The following is a 21,936-nucleotide window of genomic DNA, read 5'->3' as shown; positions in this document are numbered from 1 at the left end:
CCCCCCATTATACTATGGGGATAAATGCCGGGGTTGCTGTAAATAGTGGTGGTTATTCCTTCAAATATTCAGTAACGGAGATTGCTGCCATTGCTCCATCTCCCACGGCGGTAGCTACCTGTCGCCCCACTTTGGCCCGTATATCACCGGCGGCAAAAATACCAGGCACGGAAGTAAGCATCTTATCATCGGTCAGGATGTAGCCATCCCGGGTATCCAGCAGGACTTCAATAAAGTCTGCCGCCGCCACCAGCCCGATACTTACAAAAAGGCCTTCTACCTCCAGAGCTTCTTCCTGACCGCTTATAACATCCTGCAGGATTAGCCGCTGCATAAGGCCTTCTCCTTCTATACGCTTGACGGTCCGGTTTAATTTCAATTCAATGCGCGGGTCGGCCAGCATTTTGTCTACCGCCGTCTGGTTGGCCCTGAATTCCTCCCGGCGGTGGATGAGATAGACTTTTGCCGCTATGTCAGCCATATAGAGGGCTTCTTTAACCGCGGAGTCCCCCCCCCTACAATAGCTACCGGAACCTGCTGGAAAAAGGCCCCGTCACAGGTAGCGCAGTAGGAAACCCCCCGGCCCAGGAATTCCTGTTCACCGGGAACCTTGAGTTCACGCCGCGCGCGCCGATAGCGATAATAATAGCCCGGGCACTATATTCCCCCTGGTCGGTAATAACCTTGTGCCCGCCATCAATAGCTTCGATTAGTTTTACTTCCGCCATTTTCAGTTCAGCCCCGAAACGCATGGCCTGCTTATGAAAGTTGTCCATGAGATCAGGACCGTTTATCCCAAAAGGAAACCCCGGAAAGTTATCGATCTGATCGGTCCAGCGGGCATTGCCGCCTACGGTATTGGCTTCCAAAACCAGGGTTTTCAGTTTAGCCCGGCCGGTATAAATCGCGGCTGTTAACCCCGCGGGGCCGGCGCCTATAATTATTACATCATACACAGTTAAACCCTCCTTCATGACAGGAATCATTATTTACCTGTAAAAATTCTAACTATTAATCGGTTGGAAATACAATATAGGCTTTGAAATTAAGAAGCCCCGACCTTGGGTCAGGGCTTTTTATCTAACGCAAGTAATTTAAAGGGTTTAAAAATGATCCGCCGGATGTAACCTCGAAATGAAGATGAGGTCCGGTGCTGCGGCCCGTGTTGCCCGACAGGGCTATGACCTCGCCTCTGTCTACCTGTTGTCCCTCGGTGACATTTATGGCTGAACAATGCGCATAGTTTGTCACCAGGCCATTGCCATGATTAATTGAAACCAGTTTCCCGTACCCGCCGCTGTAGCCGGTAAATACGACATAGCCGCTGTCAGCCGCACGAATGGGAGTACCGGTAGGAATTCCTATATCTATTCCCGTATGACCTCCAGAGAAATACTGGGTAATCAGTCCCTGCAAAGGCCAATCCAGGCTGCCGCCTCCGCCCCCGCGCGAGGCTACTTTGGTAACCTTGCTGCCTTTTATTATGATCCTGGCTACGGCTGGTGCGATTACTTTTTCGGATATTACTTCCCGCTTGTCCACAACGCCGTTAAGTTTACTGGCGATATAAACCACATCTTTCTGTCCGTTTTTTCCTTCTTGTTTGATACTGATGCGGCTGGGTGAGTTCTTGTCCACAATTACTTTTGTCTCAAATGGTATAGCTTCGGTCTTCTTTCCCTGAACCTTGGCGGCTACATTAATGAAGGGTCTGCTTTTGACCAGAATCAATTCCTGATCCAAAGCCAGGTTTTCGGTTTTTAGATGATTAGCCTTTATAATGTCATCAACATACATATCATTGCGCCGGGCAATCAGCCACAGGGAATCGCCTTCTTTTACTATGTATTTCTCCGGATTTTTCGTCCCGGTGGTAATGAACTGGTAAGCCTTTTCACTGGAAACCAGTTCGCTGGCGGCAACCTTTTGTTTCTCAACCTTTACCTTCTCCAGGAAATCCAGTTTAAGCAGCTTTTCTCCCGGTTCTACCTGAGTATATTCTCTTTTCAACCTGGTTAAAAGTCGTTCTGCCGCTGCCGGGCTCTCCAGACAGGCTATTTTTTTGCCGTTTACAAATATTACTCCCGCTATGGCTTTAAACTGCAGGCTTTTTTTTAGTTCTTTTTTAACCGCGGCCTGGTTTAATAAATGGTCCTTTTTAACCATGGCGCGGCGGTATTCTATCCTGGTGGTGAGTTCCAAGGGCTGTTTGCAGCGCTTCTCCTCGTCTTTTTGAATAACCTGCAGGTTCTTATCTACCGTATCGCTGTCTTTCACCGCAAACCGTTCCTGTCGGTCAATTGATACTATATATCCTGAAGTCTTTCCGGTCAGGCTTGATGCCAGCAGCAGCAATAATAACCCGCATAAAGCTGCTCCTACCGGTATTAGAATTTTATTTTGACGCAGATAATTCAACATATGATTCTCCATTCTTGTTTTTTAGGCATTTGCTACTTTATTTCGCCCGAAATATCTCATTCTCCTTCTTTAGCGGCATTTTATTGTCTAAATTGGTTAATGCGCCCATAATTACCGCGCCCCCAATCTCTTTTGCAAATCCAGGTAAATAGCTCCTTCAATGCGCTTCTTATGCATAGCGCAAGATATTTCATGGGGACGGGAAATATCGCCGTGACGAAAATAATTATTGGCGTGGCAGCCCCCGCCGCAGAAGTTTCGTGCCCAGCAGCGCCTGCATTCTTCTTTATTATCGAGGTAATTGGAGGCAAATTGCTGCTTTATTCCCATATCCAGCTGACCCGTTTTCACATTGCCCATGCGAAATCTCTCCTGTCCCACCAGCTGGTGGCAGGGATAGATATCGCCTTCCGGGGTGACAGCCAGGTAATCGACTCCTCCCCCGCAGCCGCTGCGGCGTTGGCCAAACAAGGGCCTTGCTGCAGGTTAAGATCATAATGAAAGAAATGAATATCACGCCCGGCTTGAATATAGGTCAGCAAAGCTTCGGTAAGTTCTTCGTATTCCTCCAGGACCCGGGGCAGATCCTCTGGTTGTATGGCAAACTCCGCGTCACTGCCTACCGCTGGTTCCAGTGACAGGTTGTCAAAGCCGAGGTCGATGATGTGCCGCAAATCCTGGCTAAAATCCAGATTCTTGCGGGTATAGGTGCCGCGGATATAGTGGCTCGCCGGCTGCCGGGAAACCATACGCCGGATATTAGCCAATACCCGGTCATAGCTGCCTTCGCCGTTGGCCAAAGGACGGCAGCGATTATTTACCTCCGGTCTTCCGTCCAGGCTTAATATTACGCTGAGATTTTCTTCAACAAGAAAATCCATAATATCATCATCAAGCAGCAGGGCATTCGTGGTTAAAGTAAAGTTAAGAATTTTGCCGGTTTCTTTTTCCCTTTGGCGGCCATACTTAACCAGCTCTCTGACCATCTCAAAGTTCAGCAGGGGTTCACCTCCGAAAAAATCAACCTCCAGGTGTTCGATATCCCTGCTGTTTGTAATGAGAAACTCCAGCGCTTCCTGTCCGGTTTCAAGAGACATCAAGGCAGGTTTAAGACCAAAATCGCCCTGGCTGGCAAAACAATAGGCACAGCGCATATTGCAGCTATGCGCAACATTAAGACACAGTGCCTTGATCGGGACCTGGCGCAAGTCAAGGCTGATATTTTCTTCCTCGCTGAAAAGCGCTCCCGTTTCATAAGCGGCCAGAATTTCATTCATGGTCTCCATAAGCAGCTCCTGGGGAAAACGCCTGGCACAGATCTCCAAAGACGCATATAAATCGCCTTGAAAACGGATCATGGTCTCAAGCATACACCAGGCCGGTTCATCCAATAAATGAATGGCGCCGCTGTTCACGTCCAGGACAATATTCAAGTCTTTCCATTTAAACATATGGATATGGGCCGCAAAATCGTAGGCTGCCAGGTTGTACATAAATCTCCTCCCTCGAGGCATAGGGTCCGGGGATAGGCAAATAATGCCCTCCCCGTCTTTCAAGGCAATAAAAAAGGGGCCTTATCGCCCCTCTATTTCTTCAGCCGGTCTTATGGTCTTATTCCTTGCGGCAAAGCTGGTTGCCTACCGTACAGGATGTTTTACAGGCAGACTGACAGGATGTCGCACACTCTCTGCAGTTAATGTCCCCTTCCCTCTTCAATCCGGGTTTAATAATAGTAACCAGATGTTTATTCAAAACTTACCAACCTCCTCCTCACAGATTTAATATTAAAGGCTGTAAAAAACAGCCGGATTTTACATTGGAGCGGGAAAAGGGGTTCGAACCCTCGACACCCGGCTTGGGAAGCCGGTGCTCTGCCACTGAGCTACTCCCGCACTTTATATGCTAATATTTTACAACGCTGTCTTGGTCCCCGTCAACTCGCAGCATGTCCGGTCTCAGGGCGTTAAAACCAGAGCCTGCATCGAACTTAAAAATAATATGGCGAAGCCGAAGGGATTTGAACCCTCGATCTCCGGCGTGACAGGCCGGCATGTTAACCGCTACACCACGGCTCCGCAAACGGGTACGAAGTTATTTTAACAGAAGAAACTAGGCTTTTCAAGGGCCGAAAACCGCTTATAACTAAGAACCTATGCGCTTTTCAAGCCTTTTTACCCAGCTTTTCACCTCGGCCCAGGTTTGGACCCGGATAATGTTATCGGATTCCAAATGACGGTTATAGGGATAATCAAACAGAATCACCGGCATTGTTTGCGCAATCTCTTCCGCCAGCTGGTGATGATCCTCGATCATGATCTGAATCCCATTCTGCAGACAAACCTCCAGTTTGCTGAAATGATGCAGATTGGGGGTAGTGTTTAAAATTAAGCGATCATAGACTATGCCGTATTGCTCAAGCCACTCTTTGGTTATTTCTTCGATTCGGGGAAATTGTACATTGCGGGAAGTGATTAACACCAGTTCGTGTTGATCCTTTAATTCCTGTATAACCTCAATGGCCTCAGCTTGGGCTGTACCTCACGGTAAATGTAGGGCAGGTACCCCTCCAGAAATGTATCCACAGTCTCAATCGGCCAGCCCAGGGAATCCTCCAGGTAATACTGGCTGTAATCGGCTTTTGTGTTTATGCCCTGCTCCTCACCGTATATTCTTACGTAGTGCATTATCATTTCCGTGGTATGGCTGATGGTGTTGTCTATGTCAATGCCAATTATCATTTTATCCCTCCATTCTACTATATAATAATGATTTTGGGCGGCGGGGGAAAGGGGGAGCGAACAATCTCACAAACATAGCAAAACCCCGCCCATATGAGCGAGGTCTTTTGTTTTGCAGCTTTATTTGTTCTTATTTATTGACTCCCTGAATTTTGTTCAGGGCCTGCTCTATTATTAAGTCGTTCCTGGTTCGGTTAGCATCAGCCAGGGCATCAAACACACTGCTGTATGAATCTGCGCCTGATTGAGAGGACGAATCGTTTAAAAAATCCACCAGGCTGGTTTGACTGCTGCCATCATCTCCAAACAGGTTTGAACGGCTATCATTTTCTTCATCATTCAGATAATCAGCCAGAGTGGGCATGATTTCATATTGCCCTTTAGCATTGTAGTTGGTATATACAAACGGATTGGTATCCATTGAGCTTAATTCCAGCACATCAGCCAAACCAGCCGTTTGCGTCTTATTGCTGTTAGTAGATTTGTTATTATTGCTGGTTTTAGCCGCCTCCGCGGTTTTGGCGGAGTTGTTTAACAGGTATTTTGATATGAGCTTGGTTTCGATAATATTATCTGACATATCCTCATCTCCTTGTATGATATATCGATAATATAAAAAATATTTTAATAAAAAATAGTTTCGTATACAGTCGTAAAAAAAGCTGCCCCTTTATCCCATTTGGATTTGGGGGACAGCCTCTATAATGCTTCAATGGTGGGCGCGGAGGGTTTCGAACCCACGACTTCTACCGTGTGAAGGTAGCACTCTCCCGCTGAGTTACGCGCCCTTGATCGCATATTTATTCTAACATCTCGGTGATAAATCATCAAATTATTTGGATAAAACAGCTCGGATATCCGCTTGTTTAAGGCAGACATCCTGCACCAGTGTAAGGCCGCAGGATTTTTCCAATTGGTCAGGTATACAGGCGTTGTGTGACGATGGTTTGTTCTCTCTTGGGCCCGACAGCTACTATAGCCTGTTTTACCCCGCTCAATTCTTCAATGGTTTCAATGTACCTTTTGGCTTTATCCGGAAGTTGTTCGTATTCAGTAACACCTGACAGGTCCTGCTGCCATCCCGGCAATTCCATATACTCAGGTTCACATTTGGACAAAATCCCAATGTTATCGGGGAATTCCTGCAACAGGCTCCCTTTATAACGATAGGCTACGCATATCTTCAATACAGGAAATGAATCCAGTACATCCAGCTTGGTAATAGCCAAATCGGTCAAGCCGTTCACCCGGGCGGCATAACGCAGGATTACTGCGTCCAGCCAGCCGCAGCGCCGGGGTCTGCCGGTAGTGGTGCCAAATTCCGCTCCCCGCTCGCGCAAGGTTTGGCCGATTTCATCATTTAATTCAGTAGGGAACGGGCCTTCTCCTACCCTGGTAGTATAGGCTTTGGCAACTCCTAAAACCCGGCCAATGGATGTAGGCCCGATGCCGCTGCCCACACAGGCCCCCCCGGCTATAGGATGAGATGAGGTAACATACGGGTAAGTCCCGTGGTCAATATCCAGCAGAGTCCCCTGTGCTCCTTCAAACAATACTTTTTTTCCTTCTTTAATGCAGTTATAAATAAGGTAGGAAGTATCGGCCAGGTATGGCTTCAGCACCGCTACTTCAGACATGAGTTTATCCAGCAGCGCTTTATAATCAAAGCCTTCTTCATTATAGATTTCATTAATAATCCGGTTTTTATACGCCACTTGAGCCTTGAAGCGGGCTTCAAAAATATCGGGTTCTTCAAGCAAATCGCCTATGCGAAATCCAATCCGGTTTATTTTATCAGCATAAGTAGGCCCGATGCCCCGTTTAGTGGTGCCGATATTGCTGTCCCTGTCTTCCAGTTCATCGATTTTTTTATGATAGGGCATTACTACTGGCGCACGCAGGCTGATACGCAGGTTGCTGGTGTCAATGCCCCGTTTTTGCAGGCCATCCAGTTCTTCAATCAGCTTGCCCATATCGACAACCACGCCATTGCCAACCACACAAAGGGTCTGGGGATAGAGGATACCCGAAGGCACCAGATGCAGCATGAACTTTTCCTGCTTTACCTCCACCGTATGACCGGCATTGCTGCCGCCTTGATATCTGACCACACAGTCAGCCCGTTCCGCCAGAAAATCGGTTATTTTCCCTTTGCCTTCGTCCCCCCACTGGGCGCCTACTAAAACTACCGCGGCCACCGGCATCCCTCCTGATATCCACACACAAAATAACTCCCTGCACAACTTGAACAAGCAAGCTAATCTTAGCAAATGCAATATTCGGTGTCAACAACACCAAATCCGCTATGTCAATGTTTTTGGTATACAATTTAATCAATGTATGGTTGTGACCTGCAGACAGGTTTGCCTTAAAAAAATAAACCCGTTATTACGGGTTCATGTTGCTGTAATGGTTGTAAAACGCGCAAACAGCAGCTTTTATGGTTATTCTATACATACGTGCTGACGGGCCTGGCCTATGTTTTCGATAGGGATCAGTTCAATGCCCTCTATATTTATGGGGATATCCTTCAGGTTTTCATAAGGAATGAGGACTTTTTGCATGCCGGCTTGCCGGGCGCCGCATATTTTTTCGTATAAAGCCCCCACCGGTTTAATTTTGCCCTGCAATGACAATTCTCCCGTGATGGCGATATCCTGACGGATGGGTATTTGTTTAACCGCACTGTATATAGCCAGGTAAATGGCAGCCCCTGCCGAAGGTCCGTCCACCCTGGCGCCGCCCACAATGTTTATGTGCAGGTCATAAATATTCAGATTCACTCCGCATTCTTTACGTAAAACCGAAGCGGCGTTAAAGACTGAATCCCGAGCCATGCTTCCCGCGGTATCATTGAAGCGGATTTTTCCCTCTCCCGGGTTTTCAGCCGGGAATGCCACTGCTTCCATCTCCATCAGGGTACCGTGATAACCCCAGGCTCCCAGAGCAAAAATCCTGCCGATTTCAGCGCCTCTGCCGGCTTTGTTCCAGGTGTGCGGGGCCAGACGGCTGTTCTGAATGGCTTCATAAATGTGCTCTGCTTTGACCTTAACACGGGCTGCGGCGGTTTCTTCATTTAAAGCGATGGCATAGGCATCGACCAGGATTTTATTGGCGCCCCGGCCTTCGGATGTATACTCGGCGATAATATCCTCCACGCCGTAATCAATAAATATTTTGAGCTTGCGCGCAGACATTCTGACAATCTGTTTGATATTCTCACTGCTTAAAGGCTCAAAAAACACTTCCATACAGCGCGAACGGAAAGCGGGGGTAATTTCCTCGCGGTTGCGGGTAGTAGCCCCGATTAAAACGAAATCGGCCGGCACTCCCTGTTCAAACATCTGTTTGATATAACGGGGAATGCGTTCATCATGGGGATCATAATATGATGACTCAAAATAAACCCGTTTGTCCTCCATGACCTTTAAAAGTTTGCTCTGCAGGATGGGTTCCATGTCTCCAATTTCATCAATGAAGAGAATTCCTCCGTGGGCTTCTGAAACCAGTCCGAGTTTCGGTTCAGGGATGCCCTCTTCGGCCAGTTCCTTTCGCGCTCCCTGGTAGATGGGATCGTGAACCGAACCCAACAGAGGATTGGTAGATTCGCGTGGGTCCCAGCGCAGGGTGGTGCCGTCCACTTCCACAAAGGGCGCATCCGCAGAAAATATGCTCTTTTGGCGACCGCGCACCATCTCCAAAACCAGACGGGCACAGGTGGTTTTGCCCACTCCCGGCGGCCCGTACAACAAAATGTGCTGCGGATAGGGGGTGTTTAACTTGGCCAGCAATGATTTGACCGCGCTTTCCTGGCCAATAACTTCGTCCAGAGAAGACGGCCTGAGTATTTCCAAAGCCGAACGCGCCAGCGTGGTGCATTCCATTTTTTCCAAACGCCCCAGCTTTTTTAAGGTCCAGGCGTTTTCTGAACTGGGTTTTTGTTCTTTCAGGATTTCGAGCTTAATATCCCTTATATATTCGCTATATTTTTGGTCAATTTTGTCCTGGATCATTTGTTCCAGGCGGTCTTCCACCATCTGACGCGCATAAACCTCGGCCAGCTGCGCCTCCAGTTGGTCCATGAGATCAGGAATATTTTCCTCGTCCAAAGATGAGATAGACGGATCCTGAGCTAATATGCGCAAAAGGGCCAGAACCCGGTCACTGATGAGTTCTGAACCCATCAAGTCAATTGCGTTCATCTTACTGGCTTTAAGTATCAGCCTGGGTGCCATAAATCTGATCCAGGTGCTGGTAGATAGATTCTATTCTGAGGTTTAATTCCTGTTCCTGATTAAGCCTGCTGCTTTTCCTGGTCTTTTGTTTCACCAGATACTGCTTCAACTTCTGCCTCCCGGACTACTCCGCTGCTACCACTTTTACTGTGATTTCTGTTTGCACGGAGGGATATATTTTGAGCTTCACCCGGTATTCACCCAGGTGTTTGATCGGTTCGCCAAGGTCGATTTTTTTCTTGTCGAGGTCTACCGCGTACTGGCTCTTAATGTTTTCAGCAATTTCCTTGGCGGTAACCGCTCCGAACAGTTTGTCGCCGCCCCCGGAACGAGCCTGTATCTGCACGGTTTTTCCCGCTAACTTGTCCCGCAGGTTTTCAGCATCATTTTTTTCGCGGTCCTTTTTCTTCTGGACCTGCAGTTTCTTTTCCTCGCTTTCTTTCAGGGTGCTGGTCGTGGCCTCCCTGGCTAATCCCTTGGGAATTAAATAATTTCGGGCATACCCATCCGCAACCTCCTTGATTTCACCCTCTTTGCCCAGGTTTTTGACTTCCCGGCTCAAAATTACCTTCATCGGGTTACTCCCCCTTTTCTATGCGTATTCTGCGATAGTCCAGCAGCGCGTCAAACAAACCTACTATGCTTAAAAATACCACCGCCGATGGCAGAAAGAATATGCTTAAAACTACCAAGGCTGCAGTAAGCCACCGCCGGTATACTTCCCTGGTTCTTTGCAGTTGAAATATTACCGCGGCCAGGCCGAAATAGCAGGCAATGGGCATTATTACTGCCAGAATATTTGTGCCGCTATAGAAAACCGGGACCGAGCGATTTTTGCCCCATAAAGTCAGAGCCAGGCCGCCAATCGCTACCCAGACCAGCTGCCAGGGCATAATCTCCTCGGAATAAGGTTTCTTCTTTAGACGTTCATCACCTCTCCTCCGGTTTACAAAAGCGGCTAAAAGCAGCGTAAAAAATATTACCATAACAGCCTGAAGATAGAAAATGGCCGGCAGATGCCTGCTTATAAAATCGATATATTGCGCCATGCTTTTTTCAAGTTCTTGGCGGGTAAAACCTGTTTCTTGGTCAAACTTTAGCAGTCCCTCTTTTTCATAAAATTGCATACTGGGTTCTATATAGCGTTTAAATTCTTTTTTAAGATTTTCCTGTCTCAGATCCCCGTTTTGATAGTAGACCATACCCATAAAGACGGACATCAGAAGAATCACCGCGCTGATGCCCGCCTTTTTGTACTTCGTAGTAATTCCCGCCCCGCCAGACCAGGTAGCTCATCAGCAATATGGCCAGCAAAAAGCTGAACAGGTAAATAAGGGTGTCGCTGCCGCCAATAAAATAGATTAACAACAGGTTTAACCCATATAGAGACAAGAGCTTGGCGCGTTTTAAATACAATGCCGCAGTAATCATTACCGCACCCCAGGCTATGGCTGTTAGAAGAGCGGCCGCCGCCCATCCTGCCATGATATAAGCCAGAGTCAGGCTCAATAATGAGAATAAAATAAATGATGCCATTCGTCACCTCTTTGTTTTTTCCAGATAGACCAGTAATTCGGACAGGTTTTCCTGCCATTCATCTCCGCCCAGGGAGTCCTCCAGGCTTATATGCAGCTTGCTGCGTATGCGCTGGTCTATGCTGCTGAAACTAAGGCCCACCCGCTGACCCAAAAGGTATGCCAGGATAATTATCGTGGCCAGAGCGTCACTGACTGCTTCACTTCCCGATTTTAACAATGATTTGAACAGCTCGGCAACCGCATCTATCAATTCGGCTTTCAGCCAATCAATCATTTTTAAATTTTTAGCTATATCCAGTTCTCTATTTTTCACCCGCAAAAACTCCCACCTCCTGTTTAGGAATTCTGCAAATGGGCAATCTTTTCCTGCCTGAAAGAAGGATAGGATTCAGCATTAAAAAAGGGCTCTCGCTGGCGAGAGCCCTGTAACACTTTTTCTATTCAGCCGTATAAGGCAAGAGAGCCATAGTGCGCGCTCTCTTAATGGCTACGGTTAACTGCCGTTGATGATGGGCACAATTGCCCGTAATCCTGCGGGGCAAAATTTTGCCGCGCTCGGTAACATAACGGCGCAGGCGGCCAATTTCCTTATAATCGATTGATTCTATCTTATCGGCGCAGAAATTACACTGCCGCCTCTTCTTCCTCCGTTCCTTTTTCAAGCTTATTCCCTCCTATGCCTTAGAATGGCACCTCTTCGTCAGACTCCATGTAATCCACCACTTCATCTGCAGTGACTTCGCGTCCCAAATCACTCCAGTTATCACTGCGGGGTTTAGCATGCTCACTGCCCGAACCCGATCCCGGTTTGCTTAAAAACCTGACATCATCGGCAACTACCTCAGTTGCTTTGCGTTTCTGTCCGTCCTGTCCCTCATAGGTACGGACCTGCAATCGGCCTTCAACAGCTGCCAGCTGCCCTTTGCTCAGGTACTGAGCGCAATGTTCCGCAGCCTGTCTCCAGACCACTATATCAATGAAATCAGTTTGTTCCCGGTTAAATTTGCGGTTAATGGCCAGGGTAAACTGGCATACCGCTGTTCCCTGCGGAGTATACCGCAATTCCGGGTCGCGGGTCAGACGACCTATTAGAATTACTCTATTCAGCATGATTCTCCCCCCGATTACCAGCGCTATTTTTCATCCTGTCGGACAATAATGTGGCGCAAGAACCTGTCTGATATTTTGATGACCCGGTCCAGTTCCTGAACGGTCTCAGGCTTGCCATTGAAGTGCCATACGGTGTAAATGCCTTCCGTATACTTTTCAACGGCATAAGCGAGACGTTTTTTTCCCCAACCGTCCAGTTCCCGGATAAATTCGCCCCCGAAATCGGCTATAATTTTTTTAAGCCTGTCCTTCGTTTCCGCGAATTGTTCTTCCTCCAGGTCCGGCTTGAGAACGAACATCATCTCATACGCGCGCACCTTTACACCTCCCTTCGGACTAACTTGTGCTGTCAGCACAAGAATGGCCCCGAACTAAATCCGGGGCAGGGACCATTAGATTATACCAGTTTAAGGGAAACGACGCAAGAATATTGTTGTTAATTTGGTGAAGGCACGGCAAAAACCTATGAATTGTCAATAATAATTATCCTTTTTTCCTCGTTATCATAATACATGATCGTATTGCGCAAGTCGCTGCGTAATTGCAACGCTTCATTTTTTATGCGCAATAAGGTGCCCCGGTCAACCCGGTCCCTGACTACTATCATTCCTTCCCCCCGGGTCAATTTCAGGCTGCTGATGATCTTGGCCCGTTCCTCTTTGGCGTCATCGATTTTTTCCAAAAGCTGACTGTAGGCAGGTATTATTTTTCGCAACACCTCAAGTACTTCCGGGGTTTTATTCTGGGCTAATTCACGTATTTTGCCCGACAGAGACCGAATCCTCTCTTCGTCTTCTTTTATTTCTATATTTATGCGTTTTATCTCTTCGATAAGGGCATTACGGTCAAAACCCTTGACTATTAACTGCATATCTTTATCAGATTGAATGGAATTAACATGAATGCGGGCTCCAGCTTCAATGTAATTCTGTCCCATTATCTTTCCGCGCCTGCCATGCAGCAACAAAGCGCTGCCCGTTCTTATATTGGCCCGGGTTACATACTCACTTACCACAACGTTTTCTTGCGCTTCGATAGTGGCGTCCTGTATATAGCGGGCTTCTATGTTAACCGCGGCCTTAACTACAGCCCCTCCCCGCCCGCTTATACCGCGGTGAACTATTACCGACCCGTTACGGGAAATCGCCACCGCGTTTTCTATTCCTCCCAGTATCTCTATATCCTCGTCCGCCTCAACCTTGAAGCCATCTCTTAACCAGCCTGAAATCAGGACTTTTCCCTGAAAATTAATGTTTCCCACTGAAAAATCAACATCGCTGTCCACTATGTATAAGCGGGTCACTCCTATCCGGGACCCTTGCCAGGACAATGCTCCCTGGTATTTTGCCCTGACAGTATCGCCTTCTATCACCACGCCCTTGCCGACGGAGAATTCCACATTCTTCCCGGGTACAGGGTCTAACAGATCGCCTTTTACGTTTAACCCCGGCAGTCCGGGAGTAGCCGGTTTCCTGACCGCCAGCAGTTCGCCTTCTTTGACCTGTATAATGCCCCCCAAATTATAAAAATCGGCCTGTCCATTTTCATTAATTTGCGGATGAAGATCCGGTTTTTCATATATAGTTCTAATCTGACCGTCTTCGCCGGGTGTAGGAGGAGTCCCTTCAGCAATCATTTCATTAATAACCTCGCCGCGCGTGCAAAGCTCCTCAATTCTGTAATGGTTTATGCCATGCACTATCCCCTGGGCTTCTAATGCCGCCAAAATTTCCGAGGCGGTATGGCTTTCCCCTGGCCTGGTGCGCAGCCAAACCTTCATATTGTCAGGGGAGATATATATACCTATTGACTCATTAAGCATATTATTATTAATACTCACTGGAAAAGCGCCTCCTGTAAGGATAGACTGGCACAATAAAAACCAGGGAATCCACGGCCAAAAGCCCCTCATAGTTAAATTCTGTTGTATTATAGCATGTTTTCCTTTTGAGTGTAATAATAGGCTGGCTGTTTTTTGGAGATAATCTGGCGTGCTATGTTAAGGGTCGGTTTTCAGGCGATGGACTATGCTGATGTTGTCAGAGTCTGCCCTTAACCAGCAAACTAACAAGGTCAGCGACCGGTTTTTCTATAATATAGGTATCATTGAATAAAGCCTTCAGCAGGGCCATAGGCTCTCCGTTCTCTCCCTTCTTAATCGCGATTATGCAGAAATGTTCTTCCCTGGGCATGTTTTTTACCGTTACCAGGTCTCCGGGATTAAAGCCGACAGAAGAAACCAGCTTAAGCTTCACGTCATCCCACCCCTTTAATGCCTGATCCGGACAAACTATCTTCTATCCAGATACATTCCTGTATTAAGTATATGCAGACCTCAGTAAAATAGTTATTCTGCAGACTTTTCCACCCGAACCATCCGTTTTTCAAACTGCAGGCGCGGAAGCATGACCAGGCGCTGGCAGCCCTGGCATTTGATCTTGATATCTGCGCCCATACGGACAACTTCCCAATTATAACTGCCGCAGGGGTGCTGTTTTTTCATACGCACAATGTCGCCCAGCTTAAATTCTTTGCGTTCCAAATTTCTCTCTCCCCGTAAAGTCAGGCTTATCCGCTTATCGTTATTTTATGGGATTGGTTCTCCCTGACCCGGCCGATAATATTAACCGGGCAATTTCGTTCCCGCAATGCCTGTTTGAATAAATCAGCCCTTTCCTCAGCGATGGCTATGACCATGCCGCCGGATGTTTCCGGGGAAAAGATGAGATCAATTACGGTCGGGTCAATCTTGCCCTGATATTCCACCCGGTCTTGCATATAATCCCGGTTGCGGTAAGCTCCGCCAGGTATCAATCCCATTCCTGCGTAATCGCGGGCTTCGCGCATGAACTGCAATTTGTCAGCAAATACCTCTATTTGCACCTGGCTGCTGGCGGCCATTTCCAACAGGTGGCCTGCCAGGCCAAATCCGGTTACATCGGTGGCGGCATGAGCGCCGACTTCCTGCATGGCTTCACATGCGGCGCGATTGAGAGTGCTCATCCACTGGATAGCGTCGCGGCTGGCTTCACCGGAAGCCATTTCCGCTTTCATGGCAGTGGTTATGATGCCGCTGCCCAGTGGTTTGGTCAGAAACAGCATATCGCCGCTGCGGGCTCCTCCGTTTCCGATCAGGCGCGAAGGTTTTACCAGCCCGGTTACCGCCAGCCCGTATTTGGGTTCATTGTCGTCCACGCTGTGCCCGCCAACCAGCAAGGCTCCGGCTTCTTTAATCTTGGCCAGCCCTCCCGCCAGTATTTCCTTTAACAGCTCCAGTTCTCCGCATTCGGGGAAACAGACGATATTCATAGCCAGCAAGGGCCGCCCCCCCATGGCGTAAACATCATTTAAAGCATTGGCAGCCGCAATCTGCCCGAAATCATAAGGATCGTCAACCATAGGAGTAAAAAAATCAAGGGTCTGAATCAGGGCGGTATCTTCGTTTAGTTTGTATACTCCGGCATCGTCACGGGTTTCAAAGCCTACCAGGAGATCAGGATGCCCCGGTATCTTTAAACCCGCCAGTATATTATCCAGGACCCCCGGTCCTATCTTGGCCGCTCAACCGGCGGCGCGAACCATCTGCGTCAAACGCATCATCCCGATCACCTCCTTAGAATGGAGAACAGGTTCGGGGTTCGATTCAACACAGATTAACACAGATGTGTGCATCTGCGGCTAAATCTGTGTATATCTGTGGCTGTCTATTTCCTGGGGCTCCTGCGCCGAGGCGCACTATGAGCTTCTTTTTGCGGCGGGGTGTGTTCTTGGCCAAAAGACTGCATAAAAGCATAGTAAGCGCGGCAAGCCATATACACATCAGCCTTGCTGACTACTTCAAACGGCGAATGCATCCCCAGTACGGCCACGCCGCAATCGATTACTTCCATACCATAGCGCGCAATGTACTGGGCTACGGTTCCCCCTCCGCCTATGTCCACTTTTCCCAGTTCGCCCGTTTGCCAGGCAACCGCGTTTTTATCCAGCATCTGTCGTATACGCGCTAAAAATTCGGGGTTGGCGTCATTTGACCCGGATTTGCCCCGGGCGCCGGTATATTTGGTTACCACAATGCCATTACCCATAAAACTATTGTTCATCTTCTCAAAAACATCCGGGTAATTAGGATCAACCGCTGAATTGACATCCGCTGACAGAGCATAGGAGAGAGCCAGGCACTGCCGCAGGCTGTAATAATCGTTTTTCCCCGCTTTATGCAAAAGTTCAGCCGTCAGGTTTTCTAGTATCAATGATTGCAAGCCGGTATTGCCTACGCTGCCGATTTCCTCCTTGTCAATAAACAGGCAGACCGCCGTGCGCTGGGGTTTATCTGCTTCCAATACCGCCTGCAGTGAAGCATACGCACATACCCGGTCATCCTGGCCATAAGCGCTATCATGCTGCGGTCCAAGCCTACTTCCCTGGCCATTCCCGCCGGAACCAGCTCCAACTCCGCGCTGGTAAAATCATCTTCGCTATGCCGTATTTTTCTTGCAGTATATTCAGGATATAATTCTTGAACGGTTCCCGTTCTTCGCTGCCGGGGCGGCTGCCAGCCAGTACATTAAGTCCCTCGCCTTTGATGGCCTCAGACATTTTCTTTTCCATTTGTTCAGCCGCTAAATGGGGCAGGAGGTCAGAGATGGTAAAGACCGGATCATCCGCCTTCTCCCCTATATTTATCTTAATGATCTGCCCATCAGGTTTTACGACTACCCCATGCAGGGCCAGGGGAATAGCCAGCCACTGGTACTTCTTGATCCCGCCGTAATAGTGGGTTTTAAGCAAAACCTGTCCGTCAGCTTCATAGACAGGGTGGGCTTTGAGATCCAAACGGGGGCTGTCAATATGTGACGCCACCAGATTAAAGCCTTTTTCCAGCGGTTCACTGCCTATGACCACCAGAGCGCAAACCTTTCCTTTATCCTTAAAAATGATTTTTTGCCCCGGCTTTAAAGATTTGATGCTCTCTAATTCTTCAAAGCCGCGCTGACGCGCGATATCCAGAATATAATCGACAGCTTCGCGTTCAGTTTTGGCCCGGCTCAGAAAATCCAGGTAGCCCTGGCTGATCTGTTCCGCTTTCTTCATGTCCCGTTTATCCAGGCGACGCCACGCATTACGTTTTAGATCTTCCTTATTGTCAGCCAAAACAAATTACCTCCTTAATATCTTTACCTTCATTTTTCCTGAACGGCGAAAAAAGCTATGCATCAAGACTCATCCAGTCTTTGCCCCATACAAAAATATCTTTGCAGATTCCGCATATAACCGAATGATCAATATACCCGCACATGCTTTTTGCGGCCGGCAAGCCCATGCTTTCTCCCAATTCCAGGGAAGGCGCAATCAGGCCCAGTAAAATAACCATAATAAAAACCACTTTGACCGCTTCCAGAACCCCCCCCAGAACTCGATTAAAATGTGAAAAAAGCGTCCCGGAAACCAGCTGGCTTAACCCCCCGGCGATCCACTTAACCGCCAGGCTGCCGATAATAATTAAGAGTAAAAAGGATACTATCTCCAGTATATTGCCTGCCAGGAAGGTTGCGGCCTCCTGGCAAAGGTTGCTTAAACCCGGCAGCTTTGACACCGGTTCGGGCGCCAGCGCCGCTAATGGCAGGGCATCCTCCAGCCGGGCGGAAAGCAGTTTTGTAATCCCCAGGCCGCTGTCTAACCAGGCCGCCAGGTCATGAGAAAAAATCCCGGCCAGAATGAAGCCCGCAATAATGCCTGCGATTCCGCTCAAAACTCCCAGCAGACCCTGCCTAAGCCCCCTGATCAAGGCCAGCAGAACCAATGCTGCTATAATATAATCCAGCGCGTTAAACTGCATGAATTCACCTTGAATACCTGAATAATCCTTATTATAACACAGTCCTTCAGCAGGCCAAGTTTTTATGATGTTTCCAGGCCTTTCTTGACAACCCTGCACGGCCTTGATATGTTTGATTTAAGATCAGGAGGAACTTATGGAGTTTATAAACAGCCTTAATCACGCCCATCTGGTTAACCTTGGCTATGATTTAAGATCTTTGGGCATGTTTGCTCCGGCAGTGCTTTTTATAGGATTAGTAATCCAAGCCGTCTTGCCTGTTTTCCCTTATATAGTGCTGGCAGCTCTAGCCGGGGCCTTATTAGGTTTTAAAGGCGGACTGCTTTTATCCTGGGCCGGGGCCGTAGCCGGGTCATGCATTTGCTTCTGGATATGCAAAGCAGCTGGAGCTGACTGGGCCCGGCAAAAGATTAAAGACCGCTTTCATTATGATTTGAAAGACATCAAACCAGAAACCGCTTTTTGGACTATTGCGGTGGCGCTGTGCATTCCCCTGGTTCCTTCCCCGGTAGTGAATGCGGCGGCAGGGTTAAGCGGCATATCGTTTCGCAATTTTTTGGTTTCGATAACCCTCGGCAAGATGCCCACAGCGGTCTTATATACCGGTCTGGGAGTAAGCCTTTTCGGCATGAAGGATACAAGACTTACCCTGCTGATTATATGCGCTATTATTATTATGCTGGCCATAGGCCGTTTTTTAGGGAAAAAGAAAGGTTTCAACATCGCTACCCGGAGCAGTGATTCAGATTAACAGATAACCAGCCGTTCCAGGCCTGACTGACACAATGCGGCGAAAGGAAGACCCCCGCTTGAAACTCGAAGAAGTGCTTAACAACCGAACTAAAAATATCTTGAATATTATAAATTCCGTAAATGACCTGGCCTTAATGAAATTTCGCCCGGAAACGTTTCGTTTCGAGGAATGCAGGGCCTATCTGGAAAACGAAAACCTGAATTTATCTGATTTCTATTTTCATCGTTATCAGCCCTGGGCCAGTTATATATATTACCGTGATCTGCTTATGCTGGACTTTCCTGCCTTTAATATTAATACCCTGGATACCTTGCAGATTCCGCAGCTGATTCGTTTTGAAAAAGCCCGTCTGGACTATTGTTTGCAGCAGCGCGATTTTAAAAATCTTTTTAAACTTATCAAACCCGAGCTGGCATTAAAGGCTTACCTTGACCTTTATACGGAGATTCCCCCTGAAGAAAGATATCAGATTTTTTGGTATATATTTTCACGCTGCGCTTATAAATTAGAGGATATCAACCCCAAGTTCATCGCTGATATTAAGGGGCTGCGCCCTGAGCCTCTAACCCTTTCGCCGGTGGATGACCTGGGGCGCATCACGGTTTACCGGGGGGAGCCGGTTCACGCCAGCATAGAATCAGCTACTTCCTGGAGTACGGATATCAACATTGCCGTATTATATGCCTGGCGCTGGCAGGGCCGGGTACTAAAGGGCTATCTTCCGCTTGACAAGGTGGTGGCTTATATAAAAGACCGCCGGGAAAAAGAAATCATCGCTTACCCAGGCGACGTACAGGAGATTAACCCCGTGGAACTTGTAAAATTCGAAGATATTGAACCGGAATTAAAACAGGCCGGCGTTTTTACCTCCTTTGCCTATTATGCCGACCGTTTACAGGCCGAATACTTTCACCGCCCCCATGGCATACACGGCCTCGGCCATACCCGGCGGGTGCTGCTGCTATGCCTTATTCTGTCCCATTACGAATCCCTGAACAACAGCGAACGGGAAATTATCTGCCAGGCGGCTCTTTTTCACGATATCGGCCGTTCCAATGATAATTTCGATCCAGAGCACGGGCGGGAAAGCTTTAAAAAAATGCAGCTTCTGGGCATATGTCCTTATACCGATCAGGAATCCCTGGAGACCTTGCGTTTTATTATGGAAAATCACTGCGTAAGCGATGCGGAGGCCAGGGGCTTGTTGACTTCATACGCAATAGCAAATCCCGCTGAGGCTTTCAAGCTTTACCAGGTTTTTAAGGATGCCGACGGGCTGGAACGGATTCGGATCAATGACCTGGATGTAAACCAGCTGCGAACCAAAACCGCTTCCCGTCTGCTTTTGGTGGCTCAGCAGTCGTACCAGAGCGGTCTGCCTTAAGTTTCCGCCGGAAATTTTAATTCTCCTCATCTTCATAGAATTTTAATGCGGTCTCTGTTTTTACCCGGCTCTTCCCGTCCAGCAAGGCTTGTATTGCTGTTGTGGGTACCAGCCAACCCTGGTCGCATTTTATCATCTTAATTTGTAAACACCTGGAGTATTGAGCAGGCGTTTTTATCAAAGCTGAACCTCACTTCCGCTCTATACTGGTTGGCGCCGTTTGCCGTGATATTGACGAGCTTTATATAATCCAGGGTCTGAAGCCTGTTCGCCAGTTCGTTTTTTCCCTCTCCCTCCAGCATGTTTAAAACCAGGTTCTTCTCTCCCTGATCCACCGCCGCGATGAAAACCTTCAGACTTTCCCCGGCCTTCAGTTCTTTTCGCTTGGCTTCAAGCAGTCCGGCCGCCTTCCATATCATCAGTTGATGGGCAGTGTCCACTTTGCCCGCTATATGGGTTTTACTGTCCCGAAAATGAATGCAGAAATGACCGTTGAATTTATTGCCCCTTATGGCCCCCTGGCCGTGCGGCATGCCATTCATAGAAGCCGCGATCTTGCGTCCATCCTCAAGTTCTACAATTACCGCCCGTCTTTTCCAGGTCCATTTTCCGTCAAAGATATCTTTCATTATTTTTGTATCGCGGGCGGTCAGGGGCTGTACATCGGCATGATAGGTCCCGCCCCGGCGCTGCACCGCAAATTTTTCTTTTTTCTCAAAATCAATTACCGCACCGTAAGCGAACTTGGGAAACAGCCGGTTGACCTCTTCCCACGGCAGATATTCTCCTTTCAGGACCGTTTCGGCTGGTGTTGCAGGGCGTGTTTTATCAGTCGGTTGATCGTTATTTATCCAGTTGAGTATGGGTATGGATACCAGGAATATGGTAATAAGCCCTATTAAATACCCGTATTTACGCACGTTTATGACCAGCATATAACCCCTCCATAATAGCTTGTACTGAATTTATTTCTATTCGTTAATGGCGCAAATTAGACCATTTTGCCAGGCGGGGGTCTGGATTGCCAAAGGAAGGTTAGGGCCTAATTGGAATAACCTTTTGGGTAAAGAAGGAATTGGTTAATTTTTATAGAATTTAAGCAGCCATAAAAATTTTTTGGAGGTGTCGGAATTGAGAAAAAGAAGCAGATCAAGTCTTTATCTTCTAGTGCTGGTTCTCGTTTTGTCCATGGTTGCGGCAGCGGGCTGCAACACTCAAAAAAGCGAACCGAATTCGGCTAAAACCCCTGTAGTTGAAAAGGAAAAGGTATACACCCGGGCGGAGACAGTTGCTTCTGCTGAAGATGCCCTCAAGCTGCTGGAAGAAGGCAACCAGCGTTATGTATCCGGCCAGGTAATGAAGCAGGACCTGGGGAGCGAGAAACGCGGCCTTCTGGCTGCCAAAGGGCAAAAGCCTTTTGCGGTGGTTTTGACCTGTTCGGACTCCCGCGTCCCGGCGGAATACATATTTGACCAGGGTTTAGGCGATATTTTTGTGGTACGCGTGGCCGGCAATGTCGTTGATCCGGTGGCCCTGGGCAGTATTGAATACGGGGTAGAACACCTGAAAACCCCGCTTCTGGTAGTTCTGGGTCATGAAAAATGCGGCGCGGTCAAAGCTACGGTTGACGGCGGCGAAGCTCCCGGCAGCATCGGAGCCATCGTAGAAAAAATTAAGCCCTCGGCGGATAAAGCCAAGGCTGCCGGAGCCAAAGGAGATGCCCTGTATGAAAAGGCCGCTGACGAGAATATCCTGGCAACTATTGCTGAAATCGAAAAGAGCCCTGTAGTCGAAGAACTGGTCAAGGAAGGCCATTTGAAGATCGTAGGTGCAAAATACCATCTTACCAGCGGAGAAGTAACCTTTAATAAAGAATAAACTCAAGCATTAAAACCGGGGTCTTAAATGACCCCGGTTTTT

The 21,936-nt window shown here is 48.1% G+C and carries 28 protein-coding genes, 3 tRNA genes and 1 pseudogene; 3 read left to right on the top strand and 29 right to left on the bottom strand.

Features of this window, described 5'->3' with window-relative positions; genetic code table 11:
* Positions 1–52 precede the first annotated feature (52 nt).
* From JCM14374_RS15290 to JCM14374_RS08680, 28 genes and pseudogenes are all read right to left on the bottom strand, one after another.
* Positions 53–481, bottom strand: a complete 429-nt coding sequence (locus tag JCM14374_RS15290) for an NAD(P)/FAD-dependent oxidoreductase (RefSeq protein WP_207641612.1) — start codon at positions 479–481, stop codon at positions 53–55.
* Between the two features lie 43 nt (positions 482–524).
* On the bottom strand, positions 525–956 hold the full coding sequence (locus tag JCM14374_RS15285; RefSeq protein ID WP_207641611.1) for an NAD(P)/FAD-dependent oxidoreductase: 432 nt from the start codon (positions 954–956) through the stop codon (positions 525–527).
* Positions 957–1,080: 124 nt separating this feature from the next.
* Positions 1,081–2,433, bottom strand: coding sequence for a LysM peptidoglycan-binding domain-containing M23 family metallopeptidase (locus JCM14374_RS15280; protein ID WP_083453984.1), 1,353 nt, complete (start codon positions 2,431–2,433; stop codon positions 1,081–1,083).
* 99 nt (positions 2,434–2,532) lie between these two features.
* Positions 2,533–2,823, bottom strand: coding sequence for an SPASM domain-containing protein (locus tag JCM14374_RS14700; protein ID WP_242848930.1), 291 nt, complete (start codon positions 2,821–2,823; stop codon positions 2,533–2,535).
* Positions 2,769–3,914, bottom strand: a complete 1,146-nt coding sequence (locus JCM14374_RS08785) for a radical SAM protein (RefSeq protein ID WP_242848921.1) — start codon at positions 3,912–3,914, stop codon at positions 2,769–2,771. Before JCM14374_RS08785 ends, JCM14374_RS14700 begins: the two co-directional genes overlap by 55 nt.
* 118 nt (positions 3,915–4,032) lie before the next feature.
* Positions 4,033–4,173, bottom strand: a complete 141-nt coding sequence (gene scfA, locus JCM14374_RS13145; protein ID WP_083453983.1) for a six-cysteine ranthipeptide SCIFF — start codon at positions 4,171–4,173, stop codon at positions 4,033–4,035.
* Positions 4,174–4,238: 65 nt separating this feature from the next.
* Positions 4,239–4,313: transfer RNA gene (locus JCM14374_RS08780), tRNA-Gly, on the bottom strand.
* A 107-nt stretch (positions 4,314–4,420) separates the two neighbouring features.
* Positions 4,421–4,496: transfer RNA gene (locus tag JCM14374_RS08775), tRNA-Asp, on the bottom strand.
* 67 nt (positions 4,497–4,563) lie between these two features.
* Positions 4,564–4,899 (bottom strand): 5' nucleotidase, NT5C type, encoded by a 336-nt coding sequence (locus tag JCM14374_RS08770; RefSeq protein ID WP_054696164.1) that lies wholly within the window; start codon positions 4,897–4,899, stop codon positions 4,564–4,566.
* Positions 4,900–4,916: 17 nt separating this feature from the next.
* Positions 4,917–5,159, bottom strand: coding sequence for a hypothetical protein (locus JCM14374_RS08765; protein ID WP_054696161.1), 243 nt, complete (start codon positions 5,157–5,159; stop codon positions 4,917–4,919).
* A 130-nt stretch (positions 5,160–5,289) separates the two neighbouring features.
* Positions 5,290–5,739, bottom strand: coding sequence for a hypothetical protein (locus tag JCM14374_RS08760; protein ID WP_054696158.1), 450 nt, complete (start codon positions 5,737–5,739; stop codon positions 5,290–5,292).
* Positions 5,740–5,872: 133 nt separating this feature from the next.
* Positions 5,873–5,947, bottom strand: a tRNA-Val gene (locus tag JCM14374_RS08755).
* Between the two features lie 129 nt (positions 5,948–6,076).
* Positions 6,077–7,357 carry an adenylosuccinate synthase gene (locus tag JCM14374_RS08750; protein ID WP_054696155.1) on the bottom strand — a complete coding sequence of 427 codons (1,281 nt, stop codon included), beginning with the start codon at positions 7,355–7,357 and terminating at the stop codon, positions 6,077–6,079.
* Positions 7,358–7,603: 246 nt separating this feature from the next.
* Positions 7,604–9,394 (bottom strand): Lon family ATP-dependent protease, encoded by a 1,791-nt coding sequence (gene lonC, locus JCM14374_RS08745; protein WP_369397332.1) that lies wholly within the window; start codon positions 9,392–9,394, stop codon positions 7,604–7,606.
* Positions 9,372–9,503, bottom strand: a complete 132-nt coding sequence (locus tag JCM14374_RS15780; protein WP_369397331.1) for a hypothetical protein — start codon at positions 9,501–9,503, stop codon at positions 9,372–9,374. Before JCM14374_RS15780 ends, lonC begins: the two co-directional genes overlap by 23 nt.
* A 15-nt stretch (positions 9,504–9,518) precedes the next feature.
* Complete coding sequence (rplI, locus tag JCM14374_RS08740) at positions 9,519–9,968, bottom strand: 50S ribosomal protein L9 (RefSeq protein WP_054696152.1); 450 nt, start codon at positions 9,966–9,968, stop codon at positions 9,519–9,521.
* 4 nt (positions 9,969–9,972) lie between these two features.
* Complete coding sequence (locus JCM14374_RS08735; protein WP_054696150.1) at positions 9,973–10,602, bottom strand: DUF2232 domain-containing protein; 630 nt, start codon at positions 10,600–10,602, stop codon at positions 9,973–9,975.
* A complete protein-coding gene (locus JCM14374_RS08730) occupies positions 10,553–10,930 on the bottom strand; it encodes a hypothetical protein (protein ID WP_054696145.1) in 378 nt (125 codons plus the stop codon). The genes JCM14374_RS08735 and JCM14374_RS08730 overlap by 50 nt, the downstream gene beginning before the upstream one ends.
* Before the next feature lie 3 nt (positions 10,931–10,933).
* Positions 10,934–11,245: a MazG-like family protein gene (locus JCM14374_RS08725; RefSeq protein WP_242848920.1), complete on the bottom strand. Its 312-nt coding sequence runs from the start codon at positions 11,243–11,245 to the stop codon at positions 10,934–10,936.
* Between the two features lie 124 nt (positions 11,246–11,369).
* Positions 11,370–11,594, bottom strand: coding sequence for a 30S ribosomal protein S18 (gene rpsR / locus JCM14374_RS08720; protein WP_054696139.1), 225 nt, complete (start codon positions 11,592–11,594; stop codon positions 11,370–11,372).
* Between the two features lie 19 nt (positions 11,595–11,613).
* Positions 11,614–12,042 (bottom strand): single-stranded DNA-binding protein, encoded by a 429-nt coding sequence (locus JCM14374_RS08715; protein ID WP_054696136.1) that lies wholly within the window; start codon positions 12,040–12,042, stop codon positions 11,614–11,616.
* A 23-nt stretch (positions 12,043–12,065) separates the two neighbouring features.
* Positions 12,066–12,359 carry a 30S ribosomal protein S6 gene (gene rpsF, locus JCM14374_RS08710; protein ID WP_054696133.1) on the bottom strand — a complete coding sequence of 98 codons (294 nt, stop codon included), beginning with the start codon at positions 12,357–12,359 and terminating at the stop codon, positions 12,066–12,068.
* A gap of 146 nt (positions 12,360–12,505) precedes the next feature.
* Positions 12,506–13,882 carry a flagellar assembly protein A gene (locus JCM14374_RS08705; protein ID WP_054696130.1) on the bottom strand — a complete coding sequence of 459 codons (1,377 nt, stop codon included), beginning with the start codon at positions 13,880–13,882 and terminating at the stop codon, positions 12,506–12,508.
* A 199-nt stretch (positions 13,883–14,081) separates the two neighbouring features.
* Positions 14,082–14,297, bottom strand: a complete 216-nt coding sequence (locus JCM14374_RS08700; RefSeq protein ID WP_054696126.1) for a hypothetical protein — start codon at positions 14,295–14,297, stop codon at positions 14,082–14,084.
* Between the two features lie 92 nt (positions 14,298–14,389).
* Positions 14,390–14,584: a DUF951 domain-containing protein gene (locus JCM14374_RS08695; protein WP_054696122.1), complete on the bottom strand. Its 195-nt coding sequence runs from the start codon at positions 14,582–14,584 to the stop codon at positions 14,390–14,392.
* Positions 14,585–14,610: 26 nt separating this feature from the next.
* Positions 14,611–15,642 (bottom strand): selenide, water dikinase SelD, encoded by a 1,032-nt coding sequence (gene selD / locus JCM14374_RS08690; RefSeq protein ID WP_083453979.1) that lies wholly within the window; start codon positions 15,640–15,642, stop codon positions 14,611–14,613.
* Positions 15,643–15,746: 104 nt separating this feature from the next.
* Positions 15,747–17,133 (bottom strand): annotated as a pseudogene (locus tag JCM14374_RS08685) (aminopeptidase).
* 115 nt (positions 17,134–17,248) lie between these two features.
* On the bottom strand, positions 17,249–17,878 hold the full coding sequence (locus tag JCM14374_RS08680) for a CvpA family protein (RefSeq protein WP_054696116.1): 630 nt from the start codon (positions 17,876–17,878) through the stop codon (positions 17,249–17,251).
* 136 nt (positions 17,879–18,014) lie between these two features.
* On the opposite strand from JCM14374_RS08680, the gene JCM14374_RS08675 reads away from it, so the two are divergent.
* Positions 18,015–18,629 carry a TVP38/TMEM64 family protein gene (locus JCM14374_RS08675; protein ID WP_054696114.1) on the top strand — a complete coding sequence of 205 codons (615 nt, stop codon included), beginning with the start codon at positions 18,015–18,017 and terminating at the stop codon, positions 18,627–18,629.
* Between the two features lie 34 nt (positions 18,630–18,663).
* Positions 18,664–20,016: an HD domain-containing protein gene (locus JCM14374_RS08670; protein ID WP_157049051.1), complete on the top strand. Its 1,353-nt coding sequence runs from the start codon at positions 18,664–18,666 to the stop codon at positions 20,014–20,016.
* 137 nt (positions 20,017–20,153) lie between these two features.
* On the opposite strand, the gene JCM14374_RS08665 is transcribed toward JCM14374_RS08670, so the two are convergent.
* Positions 20,154–20,951 (bottom strand): hypothetical protein, encoded by a 798-nt coding sequence (locus tag JCM14374_RS08665; protein ID WP_054696109.1) that lies wholly within the window; start codon positions 20,949–20,951, stop codon positions 20,154–20,156.
* A gap of 196 nt (positions 20,952–21,147) precedes the next feature.
* Here JCM14374_RS08665 and JCM14374_RS08660 point away from each other — a divergent pair, with 196 nt between their 5' ends.
* Positions 21,148–21,894, top strand: coding sequence for a carbonic anhydrase (locus JCM14374_RS08660; RefSeq protein ID WP_242848919.1), 747 nt, complete (start codon positions 21,148–21,150; stop codon positions 21,892–21,894).
* Positions 21,895–21,936 lie beyond the last annotated feature (42 nt).

The organism is Syntrophomonas palmitatica JCM 14374 (assembly GCF_001311885.1).
In the GTDB taxonomy this organism is placed as follows: domain Bacteria; phylum Bacillota; class Syntrophomonadia; order Syntrophomonadales; family Syntrophomonadaceae; genus Syntrophomonas_A; species Syntrophomonas_A palmitatica.
Note: the sequence above shows the minus strand (reverse complement) of the source record. Positions and strands in the feature narration are given on the sequence as shown.

Bases quoted from the DNA above. Each gene is read 5' to 3' on its own strand.
- JCM14374_RS15290 (WP_207641612.1), bottom strand. From the start codon at position 481: ATGGCTGACATAGCGGCAAAAGTCTATCTCATCCACCGCCGGGAGGAA.
- JCM14374_RS15280 (WP_083453984.1), bottom strand. From the start codon at position 2,433: ATGGAGAATCATATGTTGAATTATCTGCGTCAAAATAAAATTCTAATA.
- JCM14374_RS08785 (WP_242848921.1), bottom strand. From the start codon at position 3,914: ATGTACAACCTGGCAGCCTACGATTTTGCGGCCCATATCCATATGTTT.
- JCM14374_RS08765 (WP_054696161.1), bottom strand. From the start codon at position 5,159: ATGATAATTGGCATTGACATAGACAACACCATCAGCCATACCACGGAA.
- JCM14374_RS08760 (WP_054696158.1), bottom strand. From the start codon at position 5,739: ATGTCAGATAATATTATCGAAACCAAGCTCATATCAAAATACCTGTTA.
- lonC (WP_369397332.1), bottom strand. From the start codon at position 9,394: ATGGCACCCAGGCTGATACTTAAAGCCAGTAAGATGAACGCAATTGAC.
- rplI (WP_054696152.1), bottom strand. From the start codon at position 9,968: ATGAAGGTAATTTTGAGCCGGGAAGTCAAAAACCTGGGCAAAGAGGGT.
- JCM14374_RS08735 (WP_054696150.1), bottom strand. From the start codon at position 10,602: ATGGGTATGGTCTACTATCAAAACGGGGATCTGAGACAGGAAAATCTT.
- JCM14374_RS08730 (WP_054696145.1), bottom strand. From the start codon at position 10,930: ATGGCATCATTTATTTTATTCTCATTATTGAGCCTGACTCTGGCTTAT.
- JCM14374_RS08715 (WP_054696136.1), bottom strand. From the start codon at position 12,042: ATGCTGAATAGAGTAATTCTAATAGGTCGTCTGACCCGCGACCCGGAA.
- JCM14374_RS08680 (WP_054696116.1), bottom strand. From the start codon at position 17,878: ATGCAGTTTAACGCGCTGGATTATATTATAGCAGCATTGGTTCTGCTG.
- JCM14374_RS08675 (WP_054696114.1), top strand. From the start codon at position 18,015: ATGGAGTTTATAAACAGCCTTAATCACGCCCATCTGGTTAACCTTGGC.
- JCM14374_RS08670 (WP_157049051.1), top strand. From the start codon at position 18,664: ATGCGGCGAAAGGAAGACCCCCGCTTGAAACTCGAAGAAGTGCTTAAC.
- JCM14374_RS08665 (WP_054696109.1), bottom strand. From the start codon at position 20,951: ATGCTGGTCATAAACGTGCGTAAATACGGGTATTTAATAGGGCTTATT.